The sequence below is a fragment of the Mycobacterium sp. RTGN6 genome, from assembly GCF_033804605.1.
GTDB lineage: Bacteria > Actinomycetota > Actinomycetes > Mycobacteriales > Mycobacteriaceae > Mycobacterium.
Window position 1 is genome coordinate 39,196 of sequence record NZ_JAPZKZ010000008.1, and the last position, 17,228, is coordinate 56,423.

Annotated in this window: 17 protein-coding genes and 1 riboswitch; of the genes, 6 read left to right on the top strand and 11 right to left on the bottom strand. The window is 67.4% G+C overall.

The features are described 5' to 3' along the window. Positions 1-8 precede the first annotated feature (8 nt). The 6 genes from SLQ33_RS19945 to thiO form a co-directional block, all read right to left on the bottom strand. The gene (locus SLQ33_RS19945) at positions 9-767 is read right to left on the bottom strand and encodes an ABC transporter permease (RefSeq protein WP_319455608.1); all 759 of its coding nucleotides are present in this window, start codon (positions 765-767) and stop codon (positions 9-11) included. After that, positions 764-1,690, bottom strand: a complete 927-nt coding sequence (locus tag SLQ33_RS19950) for an ABC transporter ATP-binding protein (protein WP_319455609.1) — start codon at positions 1,688-1,690, stop codon at positions 764-766. Before SLQ33_RS19950 ends, SLQ33_RS19945 begins: the two co-directional genes overlap by 4 nt. After that, complete coding sequence (locus SLQ33_RS19955; RefSeq protein WP_319455909.1) at positions 1,687-2,418, bottom strand: SGNH/GDSL hydrolase family protein; 732 nt, start codon at positions 2,416-2,418, stop codon at positions 1,687-1,689. The genes SLQ33_RS19950 and SLQ33_RS19955 overlap by 4 nt, the downstream gene beginning before the upstream one ends. Before the next feature lie 29 nt (positions 2,419-2,447). Continuing rightward, positions 2,448-3,209 carry a thiazole synthase gene (locus SLQ33_RS19960; protein WP_319455610.1) on the bottom strand — a complete coding sequence of 254 codons (762 nt, stop codon included), beginning with the start codon at positions 3,207-3,209 and terminating at the stop codon, positions 2,448-2,450. After that, positions 3,202-3,399 (bottom strand): sulfur carrier protein ThiS, encoded by a 198-nt coding sequence (thiS, locus tag SLQ33_RS19965; RefSeq protein ID WP_319455611.1) that lies wholly within the window; start codon positions 3,397-3,399, stop codon positions 3,202-3,204. The genes SLQ33_RS19960 and thiS overlap by 8 nt, the downstream gene beginning before the upstream one ends. Then, positions 3,396-4,403 (bottom strand): glycine oxidase ThiO, encoded by a 1,008-nt coding sequence (gene thiO / locus SLQ33_RS19970; protein ID WP_413467677.1) that lies wholly within the window; start codon positions 4,401-4,403, stop codon positions 3,396-3,398. The genes thiS and thiO overlap by 4 nt, the downstream gene beginning before the upstream one ends. Continuing rightward, a riboswitch (TPP riboswitch) is annotated at positions 4,393-4,503 on the bottom strand. Its footprint overlaps the gene before it by 11 nt. A 77-nt stretch (positions 4,504-4,580) precedes the next feature. Here thiO and thiE point away from each other — a divergent pair. Continuing rightward, entirely contained in the window at positions 4,581-5,273 is a 693-nt protein-coding gene (gene thiE / locus SLQ33_RS19975; protein WP_413467682.1) for a thiamine phosphate synthase, read from the top strand. Here the strand turns inward: thiE and SLQ33_RS19980 are convergent. Then, positions 5,233-5,730 carry an NUDIX hydrolase gene (locus tag SLQ33_RS19980; RefSeq protein WP_319455614.1) on the bottom strand — a complete coding sequence of 166 codons (498 nt, stop codon included), beginning with the start codon at positions 5,728-5,730 and terminating at the stop codon, positions 5,233-5,235. The genes thiE and SLQ33_RS19980 overlap by 41 nt on opposite strands. Before the next feature lie 162 nt (positions 5,731-5,892). Here SLQ33_RS19980 and glnX point away from each other — a divergent pair, with 162 nt between their 5' ends. From glnX to SLQ33_RS20000, 4 genes are all read left to right on the top strand, one after another. Continuing rightward, positions 5,893-7,212: a protein kinase G-activating protein GlnX gene (glnX, locus tag SLQ33_RS19985; RefSeq protein WP_319455615.1), complete on the top strand. Its 1,320-nt coding sequence runs from the start codon at positions 5,893-5,895 to the stop codon at positions 7,210-7,212. Next, positions 7,209-8,171 (top strand): glutamate ABC transporter substrate-binding protein, encoded by a 963-nt coding sequence (locus SLQ33_RS19990; RefSeq protein WP_413467681.1) that lies wholly within the window; start codon positions 7,209-7,211, stop codon positions 8,169-8,171. The genes glnX and SLQ33_RS19990 overlap by 4 nt, the downstream gene beginning before the upstream one ends. After that, entirely contained in the window at positions 8,171-10,435 is a 2,265-nt protein-coding gene (locus tag SLQ33_RS19995; protein ID WP_319455910.1) for a serine/threonine-protein kinase PknG, read from the top strand. Before SLQ33_RS19990 ends, SLQ33_RS19995 begins: the two co-directional genes overlap by 1 nt. Positions 10,436-10,585: 150 nt before the next feature. Continuing rightward, the gene (locus SLQ33_RS20000) at positions 10,586-10,771 is read left to right on the top strand and encodes a long chain fatty acid-CoA synthetase Faa4p (RefSeq protein ID WP_319455617.1); all 186 of its coding nucleotides are present in this window, start codon (positions 10,586-10,588) and stop codon (positions 10,769-10,771) included. Here SLQ33_RS20000 and SLQ33_RS20005 read toward each other — a convergent pair. Together SLQ33_RS20005 and SLQ33_RS20010 are read right to left on the bottom strand one after the other, a co-directional pair. Then, on the bottom strand, positions 10,768-11,766 hold the full coding sequence (locus tag SLQ33_RS20005) for an acryloyl-CoA reductase (RefSeq protein WP_319455911.1): 999 nt from the start codon (positions 11,764-11,766) through the stop codon (positions 10,768-10,770). The genes SLQ33_RS20000 and SLQ33_RS20005 overlap by 4 nt on opposite strands. 96 nt (positions 11,767-11,862) lie before the next feature. Continuing rightward, complete coding sequence (locus SLQ33_RS20010; protein ID WP_319455618.1) at positions 11,863-13,167, bottom strand: cytochrome P450; 1,305 nt, start codon at positions 13,165-13,167, stop codon at positions 11,863-11,865. Positions 13,168-13,632: 465 nt separating this feature from the next. Between SLQ33_RS20010 and SLQ33_RS20015 the strand changes: the two genes are divergently transcribed. Then, complete coding sequence (locus SLQ33_RS20015; RefSeq protein WP_319455912.1) at positions 13,633-14,310, top strand: TetR/AcrR family transcriptional regulator; 678 nt, start codon at positions 13,633-13,635, stop codon at positions 14,308-14,310. Here the strand turns inward: SLQ33_RS20015 and SLQ33_RS20020 are convergent. Beyond that, complete coding sequence (locus tag SLQ33_RS20020; protein WP_319455619.1) at positions 14,305-16,002, bottom strand: class I adenylate-forming enzyme family protein; 1,698 nt, start codon at positions 16,000-16,002, stop codon at positions 14,305-14,307. The two genes, SLQ33_RS20015 and SLQ33_RS20020, sit on opposite strands and share 6 nt — an antisense overlap. Before the next feature lie 12 nt (positions 16,003-16,014). Continuing rightward, positions 16,015-17,148, bottom strand: a complete 1,134-nt coding sequence (locus tag SLQ33_RS20025; RefSeq protein WP_319455620.1) for a MaoC family dehydratase N-terminal domain-containing protein — start codon at positions 17,146-17,148, stop codon at positions 16,015-16,017. Positions 17,149-17,228 lie beyond the last annotated feature (80 nt).

A 17,228-nucleotide genomic window follows, 5' to 3' on the forward strand; every position in this document is an offset into this window, starting at 1 on the left:
CAGGTTAGTCACGCATCGCGCCGGTTCACCACGACGGTGGCCCCGACGAACAGGGCACCGACCACGGCGACGAAGTACAGAAGCGACCCGAGCGGGCCCCACGGCATCGCGTACGCGGGGAAGAGCCACGGCACGTCGATGAAGACGAACGCGTTCACGAACGGCAGGTACGGGCCCACCGCAGCGCCGGTGTCGGGCAGGTTGGCGAGCACCGGCTCGATCACCAACGGCCACAGCAGCAGCACCGCGACGGCCCCCGCGGTGTAGCGCAACAACGCGCCGACGGCGACGCCGAGCACCGCGGCAAGCATCGCGTACAGCGCGACGGCCCCCACGACGCGCCACACGCCCGGCGCGGTCAGCGACAGCCGCGTCGACAGCAGCGGGTCGGCCGTCAGCCGGGCCGTCATGACGGCACCGAGTACCAACACGCCGGCGTACAGCCCGGAGCACAGCGCCGCGACGACGGCCTTGGCCACCAGCACCAGCGTCCGATTCGGGGTGGCGGCGAACGTCGATCGGATCATGCCGGTGCGGTACTCGGTCGTCACCACCATGGTCGACAGGATCATCAGCACCGGGATCCCGAACACCGTCACGCCGGTGACCGCCGACTCCGGAGCCAGCCCCGCCGCCCCGTACGCGCTGGCGCCCTGTATCGCGGCAACACCGAGGCTCAGCACCGCGGCAAGCACCGCCGACCACAGTGGCGAACGGATCGTCGACAGCTTGATCCGCTCGGCGTCGAGCACGGCGAGCGCGCTCACTGGGCTGCCCGGTACTCGACGTCGGCGTCGGTGATCCGCAGGTAGGCGTCCTCGAGCGACGCCTGCCGCACGCTGAGCTCGTGCAGCACGATCCCGTTGCGTGCGGCGAGCTCCCCCACCACTTCGATGGCCGCGCCGCGCACCGCCAACGCCGAGCCGTCCGGCTCGGCCGTCACGTCGATGCCCGCGTCGGACAACAGTTCGGTGAGCGCGTCCAGCTGGGGGCTGCGCACCCGGACGGCGTCGGCGCCGGAGCGGCTGACGAATTCGGCGACGGTCGTGGAGGCGATGAGCTTGCCGCGGCCGATGACGACGAGCCGGTCGGCGGTGTTGGCCATCTCGGCGAGCAGATGGCTCGACACGAACACCGTGCGTCCCTCCGCGGCCAGCGTGCGCATCAACGTGCGCACCCAGCGGATGCCCTCGGGGTCGAGTCCGTTGACCGGCTCGTCGAACAGCAGCACCGGCGGATCGCCGAGCAACGCCGCCGCGATGCCGAGCCGCTGGCTCATGCCGAGCGACAACGTCCCCGCGTTCTTGTCCGCGACCGACGCGAGGCCCACCACGTCGAGCACCTCGTCGACGCGGGTGACGGGTATCCGGTTGCTCGCGGCGAGCCAGCGCAGGTGGTTCCGCGCCGAGCGGTTGGGGTGCAGCTGCTTGGCGTCGAGCAGCGCGCCGACGGTACGCAACGGGTCGCTCAGCTCGCGGTAGGCCCGCCCATCGATGGTCGCTGTTCCGGCGGTCGGCCGGTCGAGCCCGAGCACCATCCGCATCGTGGTGGTCTTGCCCGCGCCGTTGGGGCCGAGGAACCCGGTGACGACGCCCGGCTCGATCGAGCACGTGAGCCCGTCGACGGCGCGGGTCCGTCCGAACACCTTCGTCAGGTCGGTCAACTCGATGACCTGTCCCTCGGCGCTCACCCCAGTGCCTCGACGACGAGGTCGGCCATGGCGCGCATCCCCGCGGCGTTCGGGTGAAGGGGGGCGACCCGGCCGGGCCACGGCAGGCCGAAGCGGGTTGCCCACGGGTCGTCCGACCACGGATGGTGGTCGCGGCTGGCCTCACCGGCGCGCACCAGTTCGCACCCGGTTTCCGCGGCGGCCTCCGCGGTGAGTCGCTCCAGGGTGGCTCCGATGTGTCTGCCGACGTCCGCGTCGACGTCGGATAGCGGCGCCGCGGCGGCACCCTTCGGCGGCAACAGCGTCAGGTAGTCGACGAACGCCACCCTGGCCTGCGGCGCGCGCGCCCGGACCTCGTACCCGACGGCCTTCAGCGACTCGCCCACCTGGCTCAGCGCCTGGGCTCTGGCGTCGGCGTCGAGTTGTCCGCGGAGCACTGGGCCCAGCAGCGGCAACGATCTGGTGAACCGGGGCAGCCCGGCCGCAAACAGCAGTGGCACGTAGCCCGCGTCGTTGCCCGCGATGGTCACGGTGACGAGTTCCTCGGACCCGTCGAGCGCGTCGACCTGTGGAGGTGCACCGTTCTGGCGGTCGGTGAGCACGTGTGCGGTGGTGGCGCCCGAGTACGTCACGTCGACGAGGTCGAGGTTCAGCCGCTGCGCGACGAGGTGCGGGTAGTTCAGCGTCGACCGGCCAGCGCGGGTCGGGCTGCCGGGCACGCGGGGCTTGATGCCGGGTCCTGCGGCCATCGAGGAGCCCAAGGCGACGTAGCGACGAGTCACTCGGCCGCCGGACTCGAGGCCTGCGCCCAGAACCGCTTCGGGATTCGACCGGCTTGGCGCGCCAAGTGGCCTGCCGTGACGGCGGCGGCCATCGCCGCGGCCATCATTGGTGGGTCGGCGGCCCTGGTCACCGCGGTGGCCAGCAGCACGGCATCGCACCCCAACTCCATGGCGAGTGCGGCGTCGCTGGCGGTCCCGATGCCCGCGTCGAGCACGACGGGCACCCCGGCCGCTTCGACGATCAGCTCGATGTTGTGCGGGTTGGCGATACCCAGCCCGGTGCCGATCGGAGAGCCGAGCGGCATCACCGCGGCGCAGCCGATGTCCTCGAGCCGGCGCGCCAGCACCGGATCGTCGTTGGTGTAGGGCAGCACGACGAAGCCGTCGTCCACCAATTGCTCTGCGGCCTTGACCAATTCGATGGCGTCGGGCAACAGGGTCCGTTCGTCGGCGATGACCTCGAGCTTGACCCACTCGGTGCCAAGCGCCTCGCGCCCCAGCCGCGCGGTCAGCACCGCCTCCGCAGCGCCGCGGCAGCCGGCGGTGTTGGGCAGCGGCGTGATGCCGAGCCGGTTCAGTAGGTCGAGCACGCCGGTGCCGCCGGTTGCGTCGACCCGGCGCATCGCCACGGTGGTCAGCTCGGTACCGGATGCGACGAGCGCCTCCTCGAGCACGGCCAGATTGGCCGCGCCGCCGGTCCCCATGATCAGCCGCGAGCCGAAGCTGCGCCCGGCGATGACGAGTTTGGAATCAGCCACCCTGCACCGCCGTCACGACCTCCACCTTGGCCCCATCGCGCAGCGGGTGCGCCCACTCCGAACGCGGAATCACCGCCCAGTCCACCGCCACCGCGATGCCCTTCTCGGGAAACCCGCGAGTCTCCAGAAGCCTTGCCACCGTCATGTGTTCGTCGATCTCCACGGCCTCGCCGTTCACCGTCACGTTCACGCGAGCACTCCAACCTTCAGTTCAGCCGCGATGGCGTCGGCAGTCCACGGCGCCAGCAGGAAGCCGGACCGACCGTGGCCCGCGGCCACCAGCGTGCGCTCGTCGAGCCTACCGACGATGGGCAGGTTGTCCGGTGTCATCGGACGCAAACCCGCGGAGCATTCCGCGAATTCGTACTCGCCAAGGGCAGGGACCACCGCGCAGGCGTCGTCCAGCAGATCGCGCACGCCCGAAACGGCGGGGGCGGTGTCGCGGCCGTGTTCGTACTGCGTCGCACCCACCACCACCCCGTCGGCGCGCGGCACCAGGTACACCTGCCTGCCGTGCACCCTTGCGCGAATCACTCGTTGCGGCACGGGCATACATCCGGGTCTCCAACGCAGGCGCAGCACCTCGCCCTTGACGGGACGGATGGGCAGGTCCGGCCACAGCGCAGGCGCGTCGATGCCGTTGGCGATCACCGTGACGTCGGCATCGCGGGTGTCGTCCAGCGAGGGCACCGGGGCCGCCCACGTGATGCCGAGCCGTTCGCATTGTTGCGCCAGTGCCGCGACGAGCGCTCGATTGTCAACGGCCAGTTCGGTTTCGGCGCGAAATCCGTGCCTGATGCCCTGGGCGAGCAGCGGCTCGACGTCTCTTGCCGCCGTCGTCGGCGTGACCGGCTGACCCTGGGCGGCCAGCCAATCCGCCACCGTCCGGAGGTCTTCGGCGTCGGCCCTGTCGACGGCCACGACGAGTGACTCCCTTGCGGTCACCACGTCGGGCGGCAGCCCGTCGAGGAACCCCTCGTGCCACATGCGCAGCGACGCGAGTCCGAGCTGCAGCAGGCGTTCCTCGCCCGGCCACCCCTCGCTGTGCGGGGCCAGCATGCCGCCGGCCACCCAGGAGGCGCCGCGGTCCTCGGTGCGGTGCACGCGCACGGACCAACCGTCGAGCGCGGCCCGGCGCGCCACCGACAGTCCGATGACGCCGCCGCCGACGACGGCCACTGTTCCCGGAGACATTTCTGCTCCCTTCGCCGGCATGACCCGGATCAGGTGTGACGGTAAGGGGCGTGCGGCCCCACTCTCAGTCCCCGGTCCCGGGACTCCCGTGTTCAGCCGTCCACGTTACTCGCGGCAAGCGAGATCTTCCCCGTCGCTTCGCTCGCCCCAGGACCAGTCGCTAACGTCGCGGATGTGCTGGATCCCTCAGAACGCCTGGCCCAGGCCCGCCTCTACTTGTGTACCGACGCCCGCCGCGAGCGAGGTGACCTGGCCGAGTTCGTCGACGCCGCGCTTGCCGGCGGGGTCGACATCGTCCAGCTGCGCGACAAGGGCTCCGTCGGCGAGCAGCGCTTCGGGCCGTTGGAGGCCCGCGGAGAGCTCGCCGCGCTGGAGGTGCTTGCCGACGCGGCCCGCCGCTACGGTGCCCTGTTGGCCGTGAACGACCGGGCCGACATCGCGCGTGCGGCAGGCGCGGACGTGCTGCACCTCGGGCAGGACGATCTACCGCTCGACGTGGCCCGTGACGTCATCGGCCCTGGCCGACTGATCGGCCGCTCGACGCACGACCGCGCGCAGGTGGCCACCGCCGTCGACGAAGCGGTCGACTACTTCTGCGTCGGCCCGTGCTGGCCGACGCCGACGAAGCCGGGCCGGTCCGCGCCGGGGCTCGACCTCGTCCGGGCGGCCGCCGAAACGTCGACTGCCAAGCCGTGGTTCGCGATCGGGGGCATCGACGCCGAGCGGCTACCCGAGGTGCTCGAGGCGGGGGCCCGACGCGTCGTCGTGGTGCGTGCCATCACCGCGGCCGACGATCCCGCCGCCGCCGCCGGCGCGCTCAAGGCGGCGCTCAACGCTGCGGATCGACCAACAGGGGAATCGACGCGGTGACGGTGCGCAGCTGCTCCCAGCTGGCGGCGAACCCGGGGTGCAGCGGAAGCTCGGCCACCTCGTCCTCCCCGACCCAGCGCAGTTCGGAGCTTTCGCGGTTGGGCACCGTGTCGAGCAGTGCGGCCGCGTCGGCGATCACCGTCGTATAGGTCCACTGGCCGCCAGATGCGGTGGCCGTCACCACCGTGGTCCGCACGGTGACCTGATGGGCGGACAGGCCGGCCTCCTCGTGCGCCTCGCGCACGGCGGCTTCCTCGACGGTCTCGTGGCTGTCGCGGGCGCCGCCAGGCAGCCCCCACGTCCCGCCCTGATGGCTCCACGGCGCGCGGTGTTGAAGCAGCACCGCCGCGGTGCCGTCCCCGAGCGGAGCACGCAGCAGAAGTCCGGCGGCGCCATGTACACCCCAGAAATGGGCGCCGTCGTCGGACAACACCCAGCCGTCACCGTCGCCACGCACGCGTTCAGGATAGGAACCTCCGCCGTGATCCGCCGACTGTGGGCTCGATCCACGGCGAACCGCCGCCTCGAATCCCCTCGCTTCCCGCCAAATGCTCTTAGAATTTCTTCATAGAAGTCGGGACAGTCGAGTACCAGCCGGGAAGTTGAGGTCCGCGCACAGGTGACTGTGGAGTTGGCGCACCCTTCGACCGAGCCCTTGGCGTCACGGTCGCCGACCTCCCCCGCCCACCCACGGTGGTGGTTCCTGTGGACGACGCCGGGCCGCATCCTCACGATCGGGCTGGTGCTGTCGGCCCTCGTGGTCGCATGCGCGTTGGCGACGTCGACCACCATCGACGATCGTCAGCAGGCATTGACGACCGTGCTCGACCACACCGAGCCGCTGGCGTTCGCCGCGGGCCAGCTGTACACGACGCTGTCGGTGGCCGACGCCGCGGCGGCGACGGCGTTCATCGCTGGCGCCGAACCCCGCCCGGTCCGGCAGCGGTACGAGCAGGCCATCACCGACGCGGCGGTCGCCGTCACGTACGCCTCCAGCGGGCTCACCGACGGCGAGATGATCCGGCTGCTTGGCGACATCAACGCCCAGCTCGCCGTCTACACGGGCCTGGTGGAGACGGCCCGCACCAACAACCGCTTGGGGAACCCCGTCGGTTCGTCGTACCTGTCGGAGGCCTCAGCGCTGATGCAGACGCAGATCCTGCCCGACGCGCAGCGGCTGTACGAGGAGACGTCGCGTCAGGTCGACGCCGAAACCACCGCGTCGACGCGAATACCCGCGCCGGTCATCCTCGTGGTGTTGGCGACGCTGCTCTTCGGTGCGTTCGCGAACCGGTGGCTGGCGCGCCGCACTCGACGCCGGGTGAACATCGGATTCGTCGCGGGCGGGCTCGCGGTGATGATCATCATCATGTGGGTCGGCACTGCCCTGGTCATCTCGACGGCCGCCAGCCGCAGTGCCAAGAGCACGGCCGCCGAATCGCTGAAGACCGTGACCACCATGGCCATCACCGCCCAGCAGGCCCGCGCCGACGAGACGTTGTCGCTGGTCCGCCGTGGCGACGAGGACGCCCGCAAGCAGTCCTACTACCAGCGCATCGACACGATGCAGCGGCAGCTGTCCGACTACCTCGCCCGCGAGGACGCGATCGACAAGGCCGACCTGGCCGACGCCGAACAACTACTGCGGCGGTGGCGGGCCTCCGATGACCGCATCAATGCCTACATCGCCGTTGGCGACTACCAGAAGGCGACGCAGGTCGCGCTCGGCACGGGCGAGGACGACTCCTCTCCTGCGTTCGAGAAGCTCGACGCCGCGCTCTCCAAGGGCATCGAGGAGAGCAGGCAGCAGCTGCGCAACGACATCGTCAGCGCACGCCGGGTGCTCTCCGGAGCCACCGTCGGAGCGGCCGCACTCAGCGTGATCGCGGCGCTCGCGGTGACGTTGGGGCTGTGGCCCCGGTTGAGCGAGTACAGATGATGGTGATGCGCAAACTAATCGCCGGACTCGCCGCCATGGCGGTGCTGACGGCGTGCGAGCAGATCGCGCCGGCCATCCCCGACCCCAGCGTGACCGTTGCACCCCCGACGCCCGCGGGTATGGAGCAGTTGGGCCCGGAGCCCGTCGAGCCGCCGGCGCCGCCGGAGCGCAACTGCACCGAGAGCCTGCGGCCGTTCTCGTCGAAGAGCGAGGCCGATGCGGTGGTGGCCAACATCCGCAACCGCGGCAGGCTCATCGTCGGGCTGGACATCGGCAGCAACCTGTTCAGCTTTCGCGATCCGATCACGGGCGAGATCACCGGATTCGACGTCGACGTGGCCGGCGAGGTGGCGCGCGACATCTTCGGCACCCCTTCACAGGTCGAGTACCGCATCCTGTCGTCGGCCGACCGCGTCGCGGCACTGCAGAACAATCAGGTCGACATCGTCGTCAAGACCATGAGCATCACCTGCGAGCGCAGGAAACTGGTGAACTTCTCCACCGAGTACCTGTCGGCCAACCAGCGGATCCTGGCGCCGCGTGACTCGGCGATCAGCCAGGCCTCCGACCTGTCCAACAAGCGGGTCTGCGCCGCGAAGGGCACGACGTCGCTGCGAAACATCAAGCAGATCACCCCGCCGCCGATCGTCGTCGAGGTCGTCACGTGGGCCGACTGTCTGGTGGCGATGCAACAACGCCAGGTCGACGCCGTCAGCACCGACGACACCATCCTCGCCGGCCTCGTCGCCCAGGATCCGTACCTCCACATCACCGGGCCAAGCATGAACGAGGAGCCCTACGGCGTCGGAATCAACTTGCAGAACACCGGTTTGGTGCGCTTCGTCAACGGGACGCTCGAGCGCATCCGCCGAGACGGCACGTGGAACACGTTGTGGCGCAAGTGGTTGACGGTGCTCGGCCCGGCGCCCGCACCTCCCGTCCCGAGGTATTCGGACTGATGGCGATCAGCGACGAGAAGCCGGACCTCAGCGGCGACGACAACATCCAGGGCACACAGCCCGCGGAGGCAATGACGTACGACTCGCTGGCCACCATGCGGCCGATGGCCACCCAAGCCGTGTTCCGCCCGGTCTTCGACGACTCCGAGGGCATGTCGGTCGGCACGGCGGAGACCGAGCCGACCGATCACCCCACCCCGGTCACACGGACGTTCTCCCCCATCCGGCGGCTCGGCGGCGGGCTGGTCGAGGTGCCGCGGGTGCCGGCCCGCGACCCGCTCGACGCGTTGATGACCAATCCGGTGGTCGCCGAGGCCAAGCGGTTCTGCTGGAACTGCGGCAAGCCGGTGGGTCGGTCGTCGGCCGACGGCAGTGCCCTGTCCGAGGGCTGGTGCCCATTCTGCGGCAGCGCGTATTCCTTTCTGCCGCAACTCTCTCCGGGCGACATGGTCGTCGACCAGTACGAGATCAAGGGCTGCATCGCGCATGGCGGACTCGGCTGGATCTACCTGGCGTTCGACAAGAACGTCAACGATCGCCCCGTCGTGCTCAAGGGTTTGGTGCATTCCGGCGACGCCGAGGCGCAGGCGATCGCCATGGCCGAGCGGCAGTTCCTCGCCGAGGTCACGCACCCGGCGATCGTGAAGATCTTCAACTTCGTCGAGCACGACGACAAGCACGGCGACCCGGTCGGCTACATCGTCATGGAGTACGTCGGCGGGACGTCGCTCAAGCAGCCCAGGGGCGTCAAACTTCCCGTGGCACAAGCGATCGCGTACATGCTGGAGATCCTGCCTGCGCTCGGGTACCTGCATTCGGTCGGGCTGGTGTACAACGACCTCAAGCCCGAGAACATCATGCTGACCGAGGAACAGCTCAAGCTGATCGACCTCGGCGCGGTGTCACGAATCAACTCCTTCGGATTCCTCTACGGCACACCGGGTTACCAGGCTCCGGAGATCGTCAAGACCGGCCCGACGGTGGCCACCGACATCTACACCGTCGGCCGCACGTTGGCCGCCCTCACGCTGGACCTGAGGACCCGCAACGGCCGCTACGCCGACGGGCTTCCCGACGACGATCCCCTACTCGTGCAATATGATTCGTTCGGCAGGCTGCTGCGCAGGGCCATCGATCCCGATCCGCGCCGCCGCTTCGGCTCCGCCGACGAGATGGCCGGGCAGCTGCTCGGCGTGCTCCGTGAGGTGGTCGCGAAGGACAGCGGCCTCCCGCGGCCCGGCCTGTCGGCGGTGTTCAGCCCGTCCCGCTCGACGTTCGGGGTCGACCTGCTGGTGGCGCACACCGACGTGTATCTCGATGGGCAGGTGCACTCGGAGAAGTTGACCGCCCAGGAGATCGTCAGGGCCCTGCAAGTGCCGCTCGTCGACCCCGGCGACGTCGGTGCGGCGGTGCTGTCGGCCAGTTTGATGAGTCAGCCCGTGCAGACGCTGGACTCGCTGCGCGCGGCCCGGCACGGCACGCTCGACTCAGAGGGCGTCGACCTGTCGAACTCCGTCGAGCTGCCGCTCATGGAGGTCCGGGCGCTGCTGGACCTCGGCGACGTCGCCAAGGCCAACCGCAAGCTCGACGACCTGGCCGACCGGGTCGGCTGGCGGTGGCGGCTGGTGTGGTTCCGGGCCGTCGCCGACCTACTGTCCGCCGACTACGAGACAGCCACCAAGCACTTCACCGAGGTGCTCGACACCCTGCCTGGCGAACTCGCCCCGAAGTTGGCGCTCGCGGCCACGGCGGAGTTGAGCGGCACCGCGGACGAGGGCACCTTCTACAAGACCGTGTGGAACACCGACAACGGCATCATCTCGGCCGGGTTCGGGCTGGCCCGCGCGCAGTCCGCGGACGGTCAGCGCGATTTCGCCGTCAAGACACTCGACCAGGTACCGCCCACTTCGAGGCACTTCACGACGGCGCGGCTCACCAGCGCCGTCACCCTGTTGTCGGGCCGGTCCGGCAGCGAAGTGACCGAACGGCAGATCCGCGACGCCGCGCACCGCGTGGAGGCGCTGCCGGAGACCGAGCCGCGGGTGCTGCAGATCAGGGCGCTGGTGATGGGCACCGCGATGGACTGGCTGGCCGACAACTCCGCAAGCACCAACCACATCCTTGGCTTCCCGTTCACCGAGCATGGGTTGCGGCTCGGCGTCGAGGCGTCCCTGCGGGGGCTGGCCCGCGTCGCGCCGACGCAGGCGCACCGGTACGCGTTGGTCGACCTGGCCAACAGCGTTCGCCCGATGAGCACGTTCTAGCCGCAGCACGGCTGTCAACCGAATTTGTCATAACCCCGCTCGCGGCAGTACTTTGGCCGACGGCCCAAGTTCTCTCGACCGTGAAAGCTGCCCATGCGCGCCAGCGTCGTTACCCGCACCCGTTCCGTCCGCAACCGAACCCTTCGCCCGATGGCGGGCCAGCTGTTCGAAGCGACCATCTCCCGCGACGTGGCCGGCTGGACGGTCACCGTTCCCGAGCTCGACGCGGAGGTCCACGTCGCTCGGCGCGTCGAGGCCGAGAGCGCCGCACGCGAGCTCATCGCCGTGCGCACGGGCATTCCGATCGGCTTCGTCGCCGTGTGGGTCCGCGACTAGAAGCCGCCCGCGACTCGCACCACCGCGCGGCCGGAGTACTTGCCTGCGCGGACCTCGTCAAGCACGCCGACCACGTCCTTGACGTCGACGTCGTGCGAAACATCCGAAAGGTGCTGCGGCTTCAGTGAACTGCCCAGCAGCTCCCACAACGCGCGCCGCGGTCCGATCGGCATCAGTACCGAGTCGATGCCCAGTAGCGCCACACCGCGCAAGATGAACGGCATCACGGTGGTCTGCAGGCCGGCGCCACCGGTCAGCCCGCTGGCCGCCACCGCGCCGCCGTAACGCACGGTGCTGAGCACATCGGCCAGGGTGGCCCCACCGACACAGTCGACTGCCCCGGCCCACCGGGTCTTGCCCAGCGGCCGCGGCTTGGCCTCGGGGTCTTCGGGTAGCCGGCCGATGACGTCGTCGGCGCCCAGCGCCCTCAACCGATCCGCGGCGTCGGGCTTGCCTGTCGACGCCACCACCTGATAGCCCGCGGCGGCCAGCAGATCGATGCTCACCGATCCGACGCCACCGGTCGCGCCGGTCACCAGGATCGGCCCGTCTTCGGGTGTTATGCCTCGCTGTTGCAGCGCCTGCACGCTCATCGCCGCTGTGAACCCCGCCGTACCGATGGCGGCTCCGTCGCGCGGACTCAACGAGCCGAGCTTGACGACCCAGTCCGCGGGCACCCGCGCGAACTCGGCATAGCCTCCGTGCCTGCCGGTGCCGATCTCGTACCCGTGGGCCAGTACTGGGTCGCCGACGGCGAATTCTTCGGAATCCGATGACACCACCTCGCCAGTGAGGTCGATGCCGGGCACGATCGGATAATCGCGCACCACACCGCTTTTCGGCGTCAGCACCAGCGCGTCTTTGTAGTTGACGCTGGAATAGTGCACCCGGATAGTCACCTCGCCCGGCGGAAGCTCCGAGTACTCCAGGGTCTCGATCGCCGCGTGAATTCCGTCGTCGCCCTGCCGCGCGACCAGTGCCCGAAACTTGTCCATGGCGGTGGTGATGAGCTGACCCTCTGGCACTGAATCTCCCTGACTAGGCGCGAATTTCGACGATGGCTTGTTCTGGACAGTTTGCGACGGTGACCTTCACGACTTGCCTTCGACGAGGCCGAACTCGAGGTGCAACTCGGTCAGCCCACGAAGGATGTAGGTCGGAAGATATTGGTACCGACGATCGCCGGCCGGGCCGTGGTGCGACTCGCTGATCCGGATGTCAGTGGTGCGGTCGAGCAGCCGCTCGAGCCCGACCCGAGTTTCCGCACGAGCCAGCGGAGCGCCGGGGCAACTGTGTATTCCACGCCCGAACGCCAGATGCTGGCGGGCATTCTTGCGCTCCACGTCGAACGTGTCCGGATTCTCGAAACGGCGCGGGTCGCGGTTGGCGGCGCCGTTGATCACCATGACTGTGCACCCGGCGGCGAGCGTCTGCTCGCCAACGGTGACCGGCACCCGCGACAGCCGGAAGTCTCCCTTCACCGGGCTCTCGATGCGCAGGCACTCCTCGATGAAGTTCGCAAGAAGGCTGCGGTCCTCGCGAAGCCTGCGCTGGATGTCGGGTTGGTCCCCCATCACCTTCAGCGCGGTACTGAGCAGCCGCACGGTCGTTTCCTGCCCGGCCGAGAAGACATTGGTGGCCACCCGCACGACGTCTGCGACCTCGGGCATGGTGCCGTCCGGGAAGGTCGCGGTCGCCAACCCCGTCAACACGTCGTCGTGCGGCTCCGCCCGGCGCTCTTCGACGTACGTCGCGAAGACTTCGTAGAGGTACTCCAGTGGGGTCTTGTTCATCGTCTTCTCGGCGTTGCCCAACCCCCCGCCGTGGGTCCCGCGTGCGAGTCGCTCTAGGAGCTCAGGACGATCATCTTCGGGTACACCCAGCAGGTCGGCGATCACGCGCAGCGTGAACGGGCCGGCGAAGCCCTTGATGAATTCGCCCTCGCCGGGAGCGAGGAAGTCGTCGAGGATCTCGTCGGCGAGCGCCCACATGGCGTCCTCGTTCTCCCTGAGGCGCTTTGGCGTGATCAACCGCATCAGCAGGCCGCGGTGATTGGTGTGTGTAGGCGGATCGAGAGTCGGCAGCTGGTCGCTGAACGGCAGCTCGTCGCGATGCTTCACGATCAGGTCGGTGACGTCATTACCTTCGAGCGGGACGGGAAACCCCGGGAACGGCCCGCTCACCGAGATGCAGGAAGAGAACGTCTCCGCATCGTTGTAGACGTCGACGGCCTCCTGCCAGCCGGTCACCATCGTCACGCCGTAGTGGTCCTCGCGACTAACCGGACACTTGTTGCGAAGCGCCTCGTAGAACCGGTATGGGTCGTCCGTCAGACGACTGTCCCGGAAAAAGTCGACCGAGGTCAGGTCCCCCGCACGCGGTATGAAGTCGGTCATCGGCCCTCCCCGAAGTGGCGTTTCCCCATACAGCCGGCGCACTTGAGCATGTCGTCACGTCTCCTTAGATGACCGGGATGCGCCGTGTGACCTTTCCGCGGCGCCGACGTATTCCGCGGGCCCTGTCGCACATCAACCGTAGCAGTTATTGATAACATACATACCCATTTGATAGTCACGTACATTGTCACTGTGCAAGAACGTGATCATCGTCCTAGGAGAGCATGATTCTCATGTGCGAGGCCCGTCTGAGGTGATGCCGAACATGCATGCAACGTGGACGAGGATCGGCACCTCGAGTCGGTGGAGGCGATGCCGATACTGTGGGCGTATGCCATTTCGTCGCGCACACGATCCTGTGGACGGGACCGCATACGTTTACCGGCCTCAGCGGTGCACCAGGAAACAACGCGCGGATGGTCGGCAATGAAGGAAACCCATGGCAAGGCTCCCGGCGACGCGCCCATGGGGGCGCCGAATCAAGGCAATGGAGTCGGTAGCACTTGGCAGGAACGGGCCATCGAGCGCCGCCTCGGCGACGCGCGGGCCCGCGCGGTCGCTCGCAGCACACACTTCATGACGACAGCCCTTGAGCTCGTCCAAGAGTCCGGGCACGCCAATTTCACTCTCCAGACGCTGGCCGATCGGGCGAACCTCAGCCTGCGGACTTTCTATCAGCACTTCGCAGGCAAGGACGAGCTTCTGTTGGCTCTCTATGAAGACGTCACTGCGCAATTCACTGAAGCGATACGGGAGAAGGTCGAAGCGGCTGAGGGCCCGATGGCGCAGCTGGAGGCATGGTGCAAAGGAGTGCTGTCGCGGCCCGGTTCATCGCAGGAAGTAGGCGGTCGGCTTGTCCTGATCTTTAACTTGAGCCTCGAGATGGATCATCCGGAGGCGTTCGCCAAGGTATGGGAACCGCACCGCAAGCTGTTGACGGAGATTCTGACCGCGTGTTCGCAAGCGGGCCAAATTCGAAACGATCTCACCCTGCAGCAATTGACATCACTGTTGGGCTACACACTGACGTCTCTTGGCCAGTTCAACGCGTTGCACGAGGGGATGGACGGGACGAGCCTGACCGAAGAGGTCGTGTGGTCCTGGTGTCGCCAAGCGATCCTCCCCGTCAGTGACAGCCTATGAGTACGGTTCCGAGAGTCGCTGAGCGGCCAATTCTCGAAGCTCTCCAGACTTGATTTTGTCGCTGCCCGTAAGCGCGATGTCGCCCTCGCGGAGGAAAAGAACGTGGCGCGGCACCTTATAGCTCGCCAGTCGTTCTCGCAGATATCCGCGAATCTCGTCCGCTTCAAGGCTCACGCCGTCGTGCGGTACGACACAGGCGACGACGACCTCCCCGAGCGTCTTATGTGGCAGACCGACTGTCTTGGTTACCTTTACACCGGAATGCTTCGCCAGGACTTCGTCGACTTCGAGCGGTGAGACATTCGCACCGCCCGTCTTGATGATATCGGTGAGCCTGCCCTCCCAGAAGAGTCGGCCGGCCTCGTCGAGGTACCCACCGTCGCCGGTGCGGAAGAACCCTTCTGCGTCGAGCGTCTCATCCAATGGTGTGCCGATGTAACCCAGCATGAGTGTGGGGCCCTTGACGCAGATCTCCCCACTCTCGCCTCGCGGAATCACCACTCCGCTACGTGGATCCACGATTTTGAGTGTCATGCCCGGCAGCGGTACTCCCCAGCTATCAGCGTGCACCTCGTACGGCGTGTTGAGTTCGAAAATCGTTGATATTGTGAACGTTTCGGTGTTGCCATAGGCGTGATCGGGCAAGTGCCATTCGCCGGAGACCGTAGGGTGATGGGCGATCGGCGTCTTGACGTCGGCGAATCGCATGCTGCTGAGGTCGACAGAAAGCCAATTGGGTGCGGCTTCGACTTGCGCCCACTGGTGCGGCCAGGCGAACGGATAGTTGACTCGCTCGGCAGCCATCAGTGAGAGCGCTTCAGTCGCAACGAATGTCGGTTGCAGGACGAGGCAACCGCCAGCGGCGAGCGTAGCCCCCAGCGACATTACGAAATTGCCGGACCAGAAGAAGCCGTTCGCCGACCAGCAACGGATGTTGTCGTCCGGCCCGAAACCGCACACTCTGCGGAATCGCCACATTTGGATGGCGACCCCACGATGTGCGCTGAGTATCCCCTTTGGTTTACTCGTCGAACCCGACGAGAAGAACAGCACTCCCGTATCGCTCGGACATATCGCTTCAGCTGTCGCGTATATCAATTCACGGGGCACGTCGTGACCACGGGCAAGAAACGCCTCCCACGCGTCGATGCCGGCAGACGCATCGCCGACCGTTGCGAGATAACGGAGGTACGGGAATCTAGCGGATTGCAGAGGGCCACGGGCGGACCTGCCGATCGCGGGCGCCAGCTCAGATAGGACGGCGCCGAAGTCCGTCTTCAGCACCTTTCGCTCGAACAACAACACGGCAACGCTTGAGGTGTAGAGCAGGTACTCGAGCTCCGCGGGGGTCGAGAATGTGCTGAGCGTGACGGCCACGCCTCCGGCGAGCGAGATGCCGAAGAACGCCGAGATCCACTCCGGACGGTTCGTCATCAGAACGCCGACCCGGGTGCCCTTGCCGACTCCGCTCGCGCGCAACGCACACGCCACCTCGATTGCGCGTTCCCACAGGTCGGCGTACGTCCAGCGGGTATCGCCGTCGGCCGAACGGAAAACGAGAGCTTCACGGTCGCCGTACATTGACGTCACATCGCGCAGAAAGCCGGGCAGCGTGAGCGTCCCGAGTCCCGTCTCGTCGCGCAACGACGGGCCAGACACGATCGAAAGTGACGGCGCCGGCTCAGAATTCATGTGCTGGTCTCGTCACGCCGGTAGCTCGACCTCGGCGATGCAGCTCACGAGCTCCTCACCGTTCTGGTTGGTCAGCCGCAGCTTCACCTGGACGAGCGGTATACCCCACGTCGACTCGGCCTCCTTGCCGATGATTTCGGCGTTGAAGTACGTCACGTCGCCCTCGAAAGCCGGACCGCGGAAGTTGGCCTTACTGTGGCGGACCATCCCGTCATGGCCAGCCCAGTAGGCGAGATGATCGGTGCACCAGGCGCCCATCGTCGCGCCGTAGCCATACGCGCGCGCCATGCCGACTTCGCTGGCCCTGTCGGCGTCGATGTGACCCCGCGACGGCCCAAGATAGAGTCCGTCACGCTTGCGGGGGTCGATGAACGCGTCTTCCTCGTCGAACGCGAAATCCTTGCCGAAGCCCGGGTCCTGATAAACCCACGGATCCTCGACACCGAGCGGCGTCACCCATTCGAATGCGCCCCAGCTGTTGAAGACGAACGCGCGGTACTCAGTGGTGAACGTAGCGATGCTGTGAGGACCGATGACACGGCGCGGCAGCGTGTCGCCGACCTTTACTTCGTCGAAATGCGGTGAGACACCTAGCCGGTTCGATTCTAGCCAATCGCGGCGAAGCCTCTCGACTTCTTCCAGCTCAAGCTGTGTCCAACGCTTGATTTCGCCGAGCTGGCTCTCGAACATGCCGCGCTTCGTCGCTTCTTCGTAGAGATAACGGATCGCGGTTGACCGTTCGCGGGCCACTAGGACGCCGTTCTGATTGGTGTGGGTGGTGTCGCCGCGCGAAAACATGGTGGGCCCAGCGAATTTGGTCTCTACCACCTTGTAGTCGTGGAACTGTCGTTTCTGAAACAGCTTGTCTCCCGGGCGCACTGGGCAGCCATAGAACCACCACTCCTCCCCGCCGAAAATGAGGTGGCTGTTCGGAATGTGCCCGACACAGGCTGGTCCTGCGCCGTGCCCGTAATCGAGGGCGACCGCGATGGACTGGGGTGCGATCAGCCCGCCGAATTTGGAGTCGCGGGCGAACCGCTCATCCCAGTGGAGGGGATTGGGGTAGTCCATCGCCATCACCCAACGGCGGATGTCAGAGGAACTGCACGGATCCCACAGTTGCCCGCCGCCGACGGGCTTTCCCACGCGGTGGTCGACGTCGGATAGGTCTAGCTTGACTTGCGACGAAGTGGCACCTGATTCGGTCGACTTCCTGACCACGGTGT

What these genes read in the sequence shown, in the direction of transcription:
- thiO (WP_413467677.1), bottom strand. Translation starts at nt 4,403, where the DNA reads ATGTCTCCGGGAACAGTGGCCGTCGTCGGCGGCGGCGTCATCGGACTG.
- SLQ33_RS19990 (WP_413467681.1), top strand. Translation starts at nt 7,209, where the DNA reads ATGATGGTGATGCGCAAACTAATCGCCGGACTCGCCGCCATGGCGGTG.
- SLQ33_RS20010 (WP_319455618.1), bottom strand. Translation starts at nt 13,167, where the DNA reads ATGACCGACTTCATACCGCGTGCGGGGGACCTGACCTCGGTCGACTTT.
- SLQ33_RS20005 (WP_319455911.1), bottom strand. Translation starts at nt 11,766, where the DNA reads ATGGACAAGTTTCGGGCACTGGTCGCGCGGCAGGGCGACGACGGAATT.
- SLQ33_RS20020 (WP_319455619.1), bottom strand. Translation starts at nt 16,002, where the DNA reads ATGAATTCTGAGCCGGCGCCGTCACTTTCGATCGTGTCTGGCCCGTCG.
- SLQ33_RS20015 (WP_319455912.1), top strand. Translation starts at nt 13,633, where the DNA reads ATGGGGGCGCCGAATCAAGGCAATGGAGTCGGTAGCACTTGGCAGGAA.
- SLQ33_RS19955 (WP_319455909.1), bottom strand. Translation starts at nt 2,418, where the DNA reads ATGGCCGCAGGACCCGGCATCAAGCCCCGCGTGCCCGGCAGCCCGACC.
- SLQ33_RS20000 (WP_319455617.1), top strand. Translation starts at nt 10,586, where the DNA reads ATGGCGGGCCAGCTGTTCGAAGCGACCATCTCCCGCGACGTGGCCGGC.
- SLQ33_RS19995 (WP_319455910.1), top strand. Translation starts at nt 8,171, where the DNA reads ATGGCGATCAGCGACGAGAAGCCGGACCTCAGCGGCGACGACAACATC.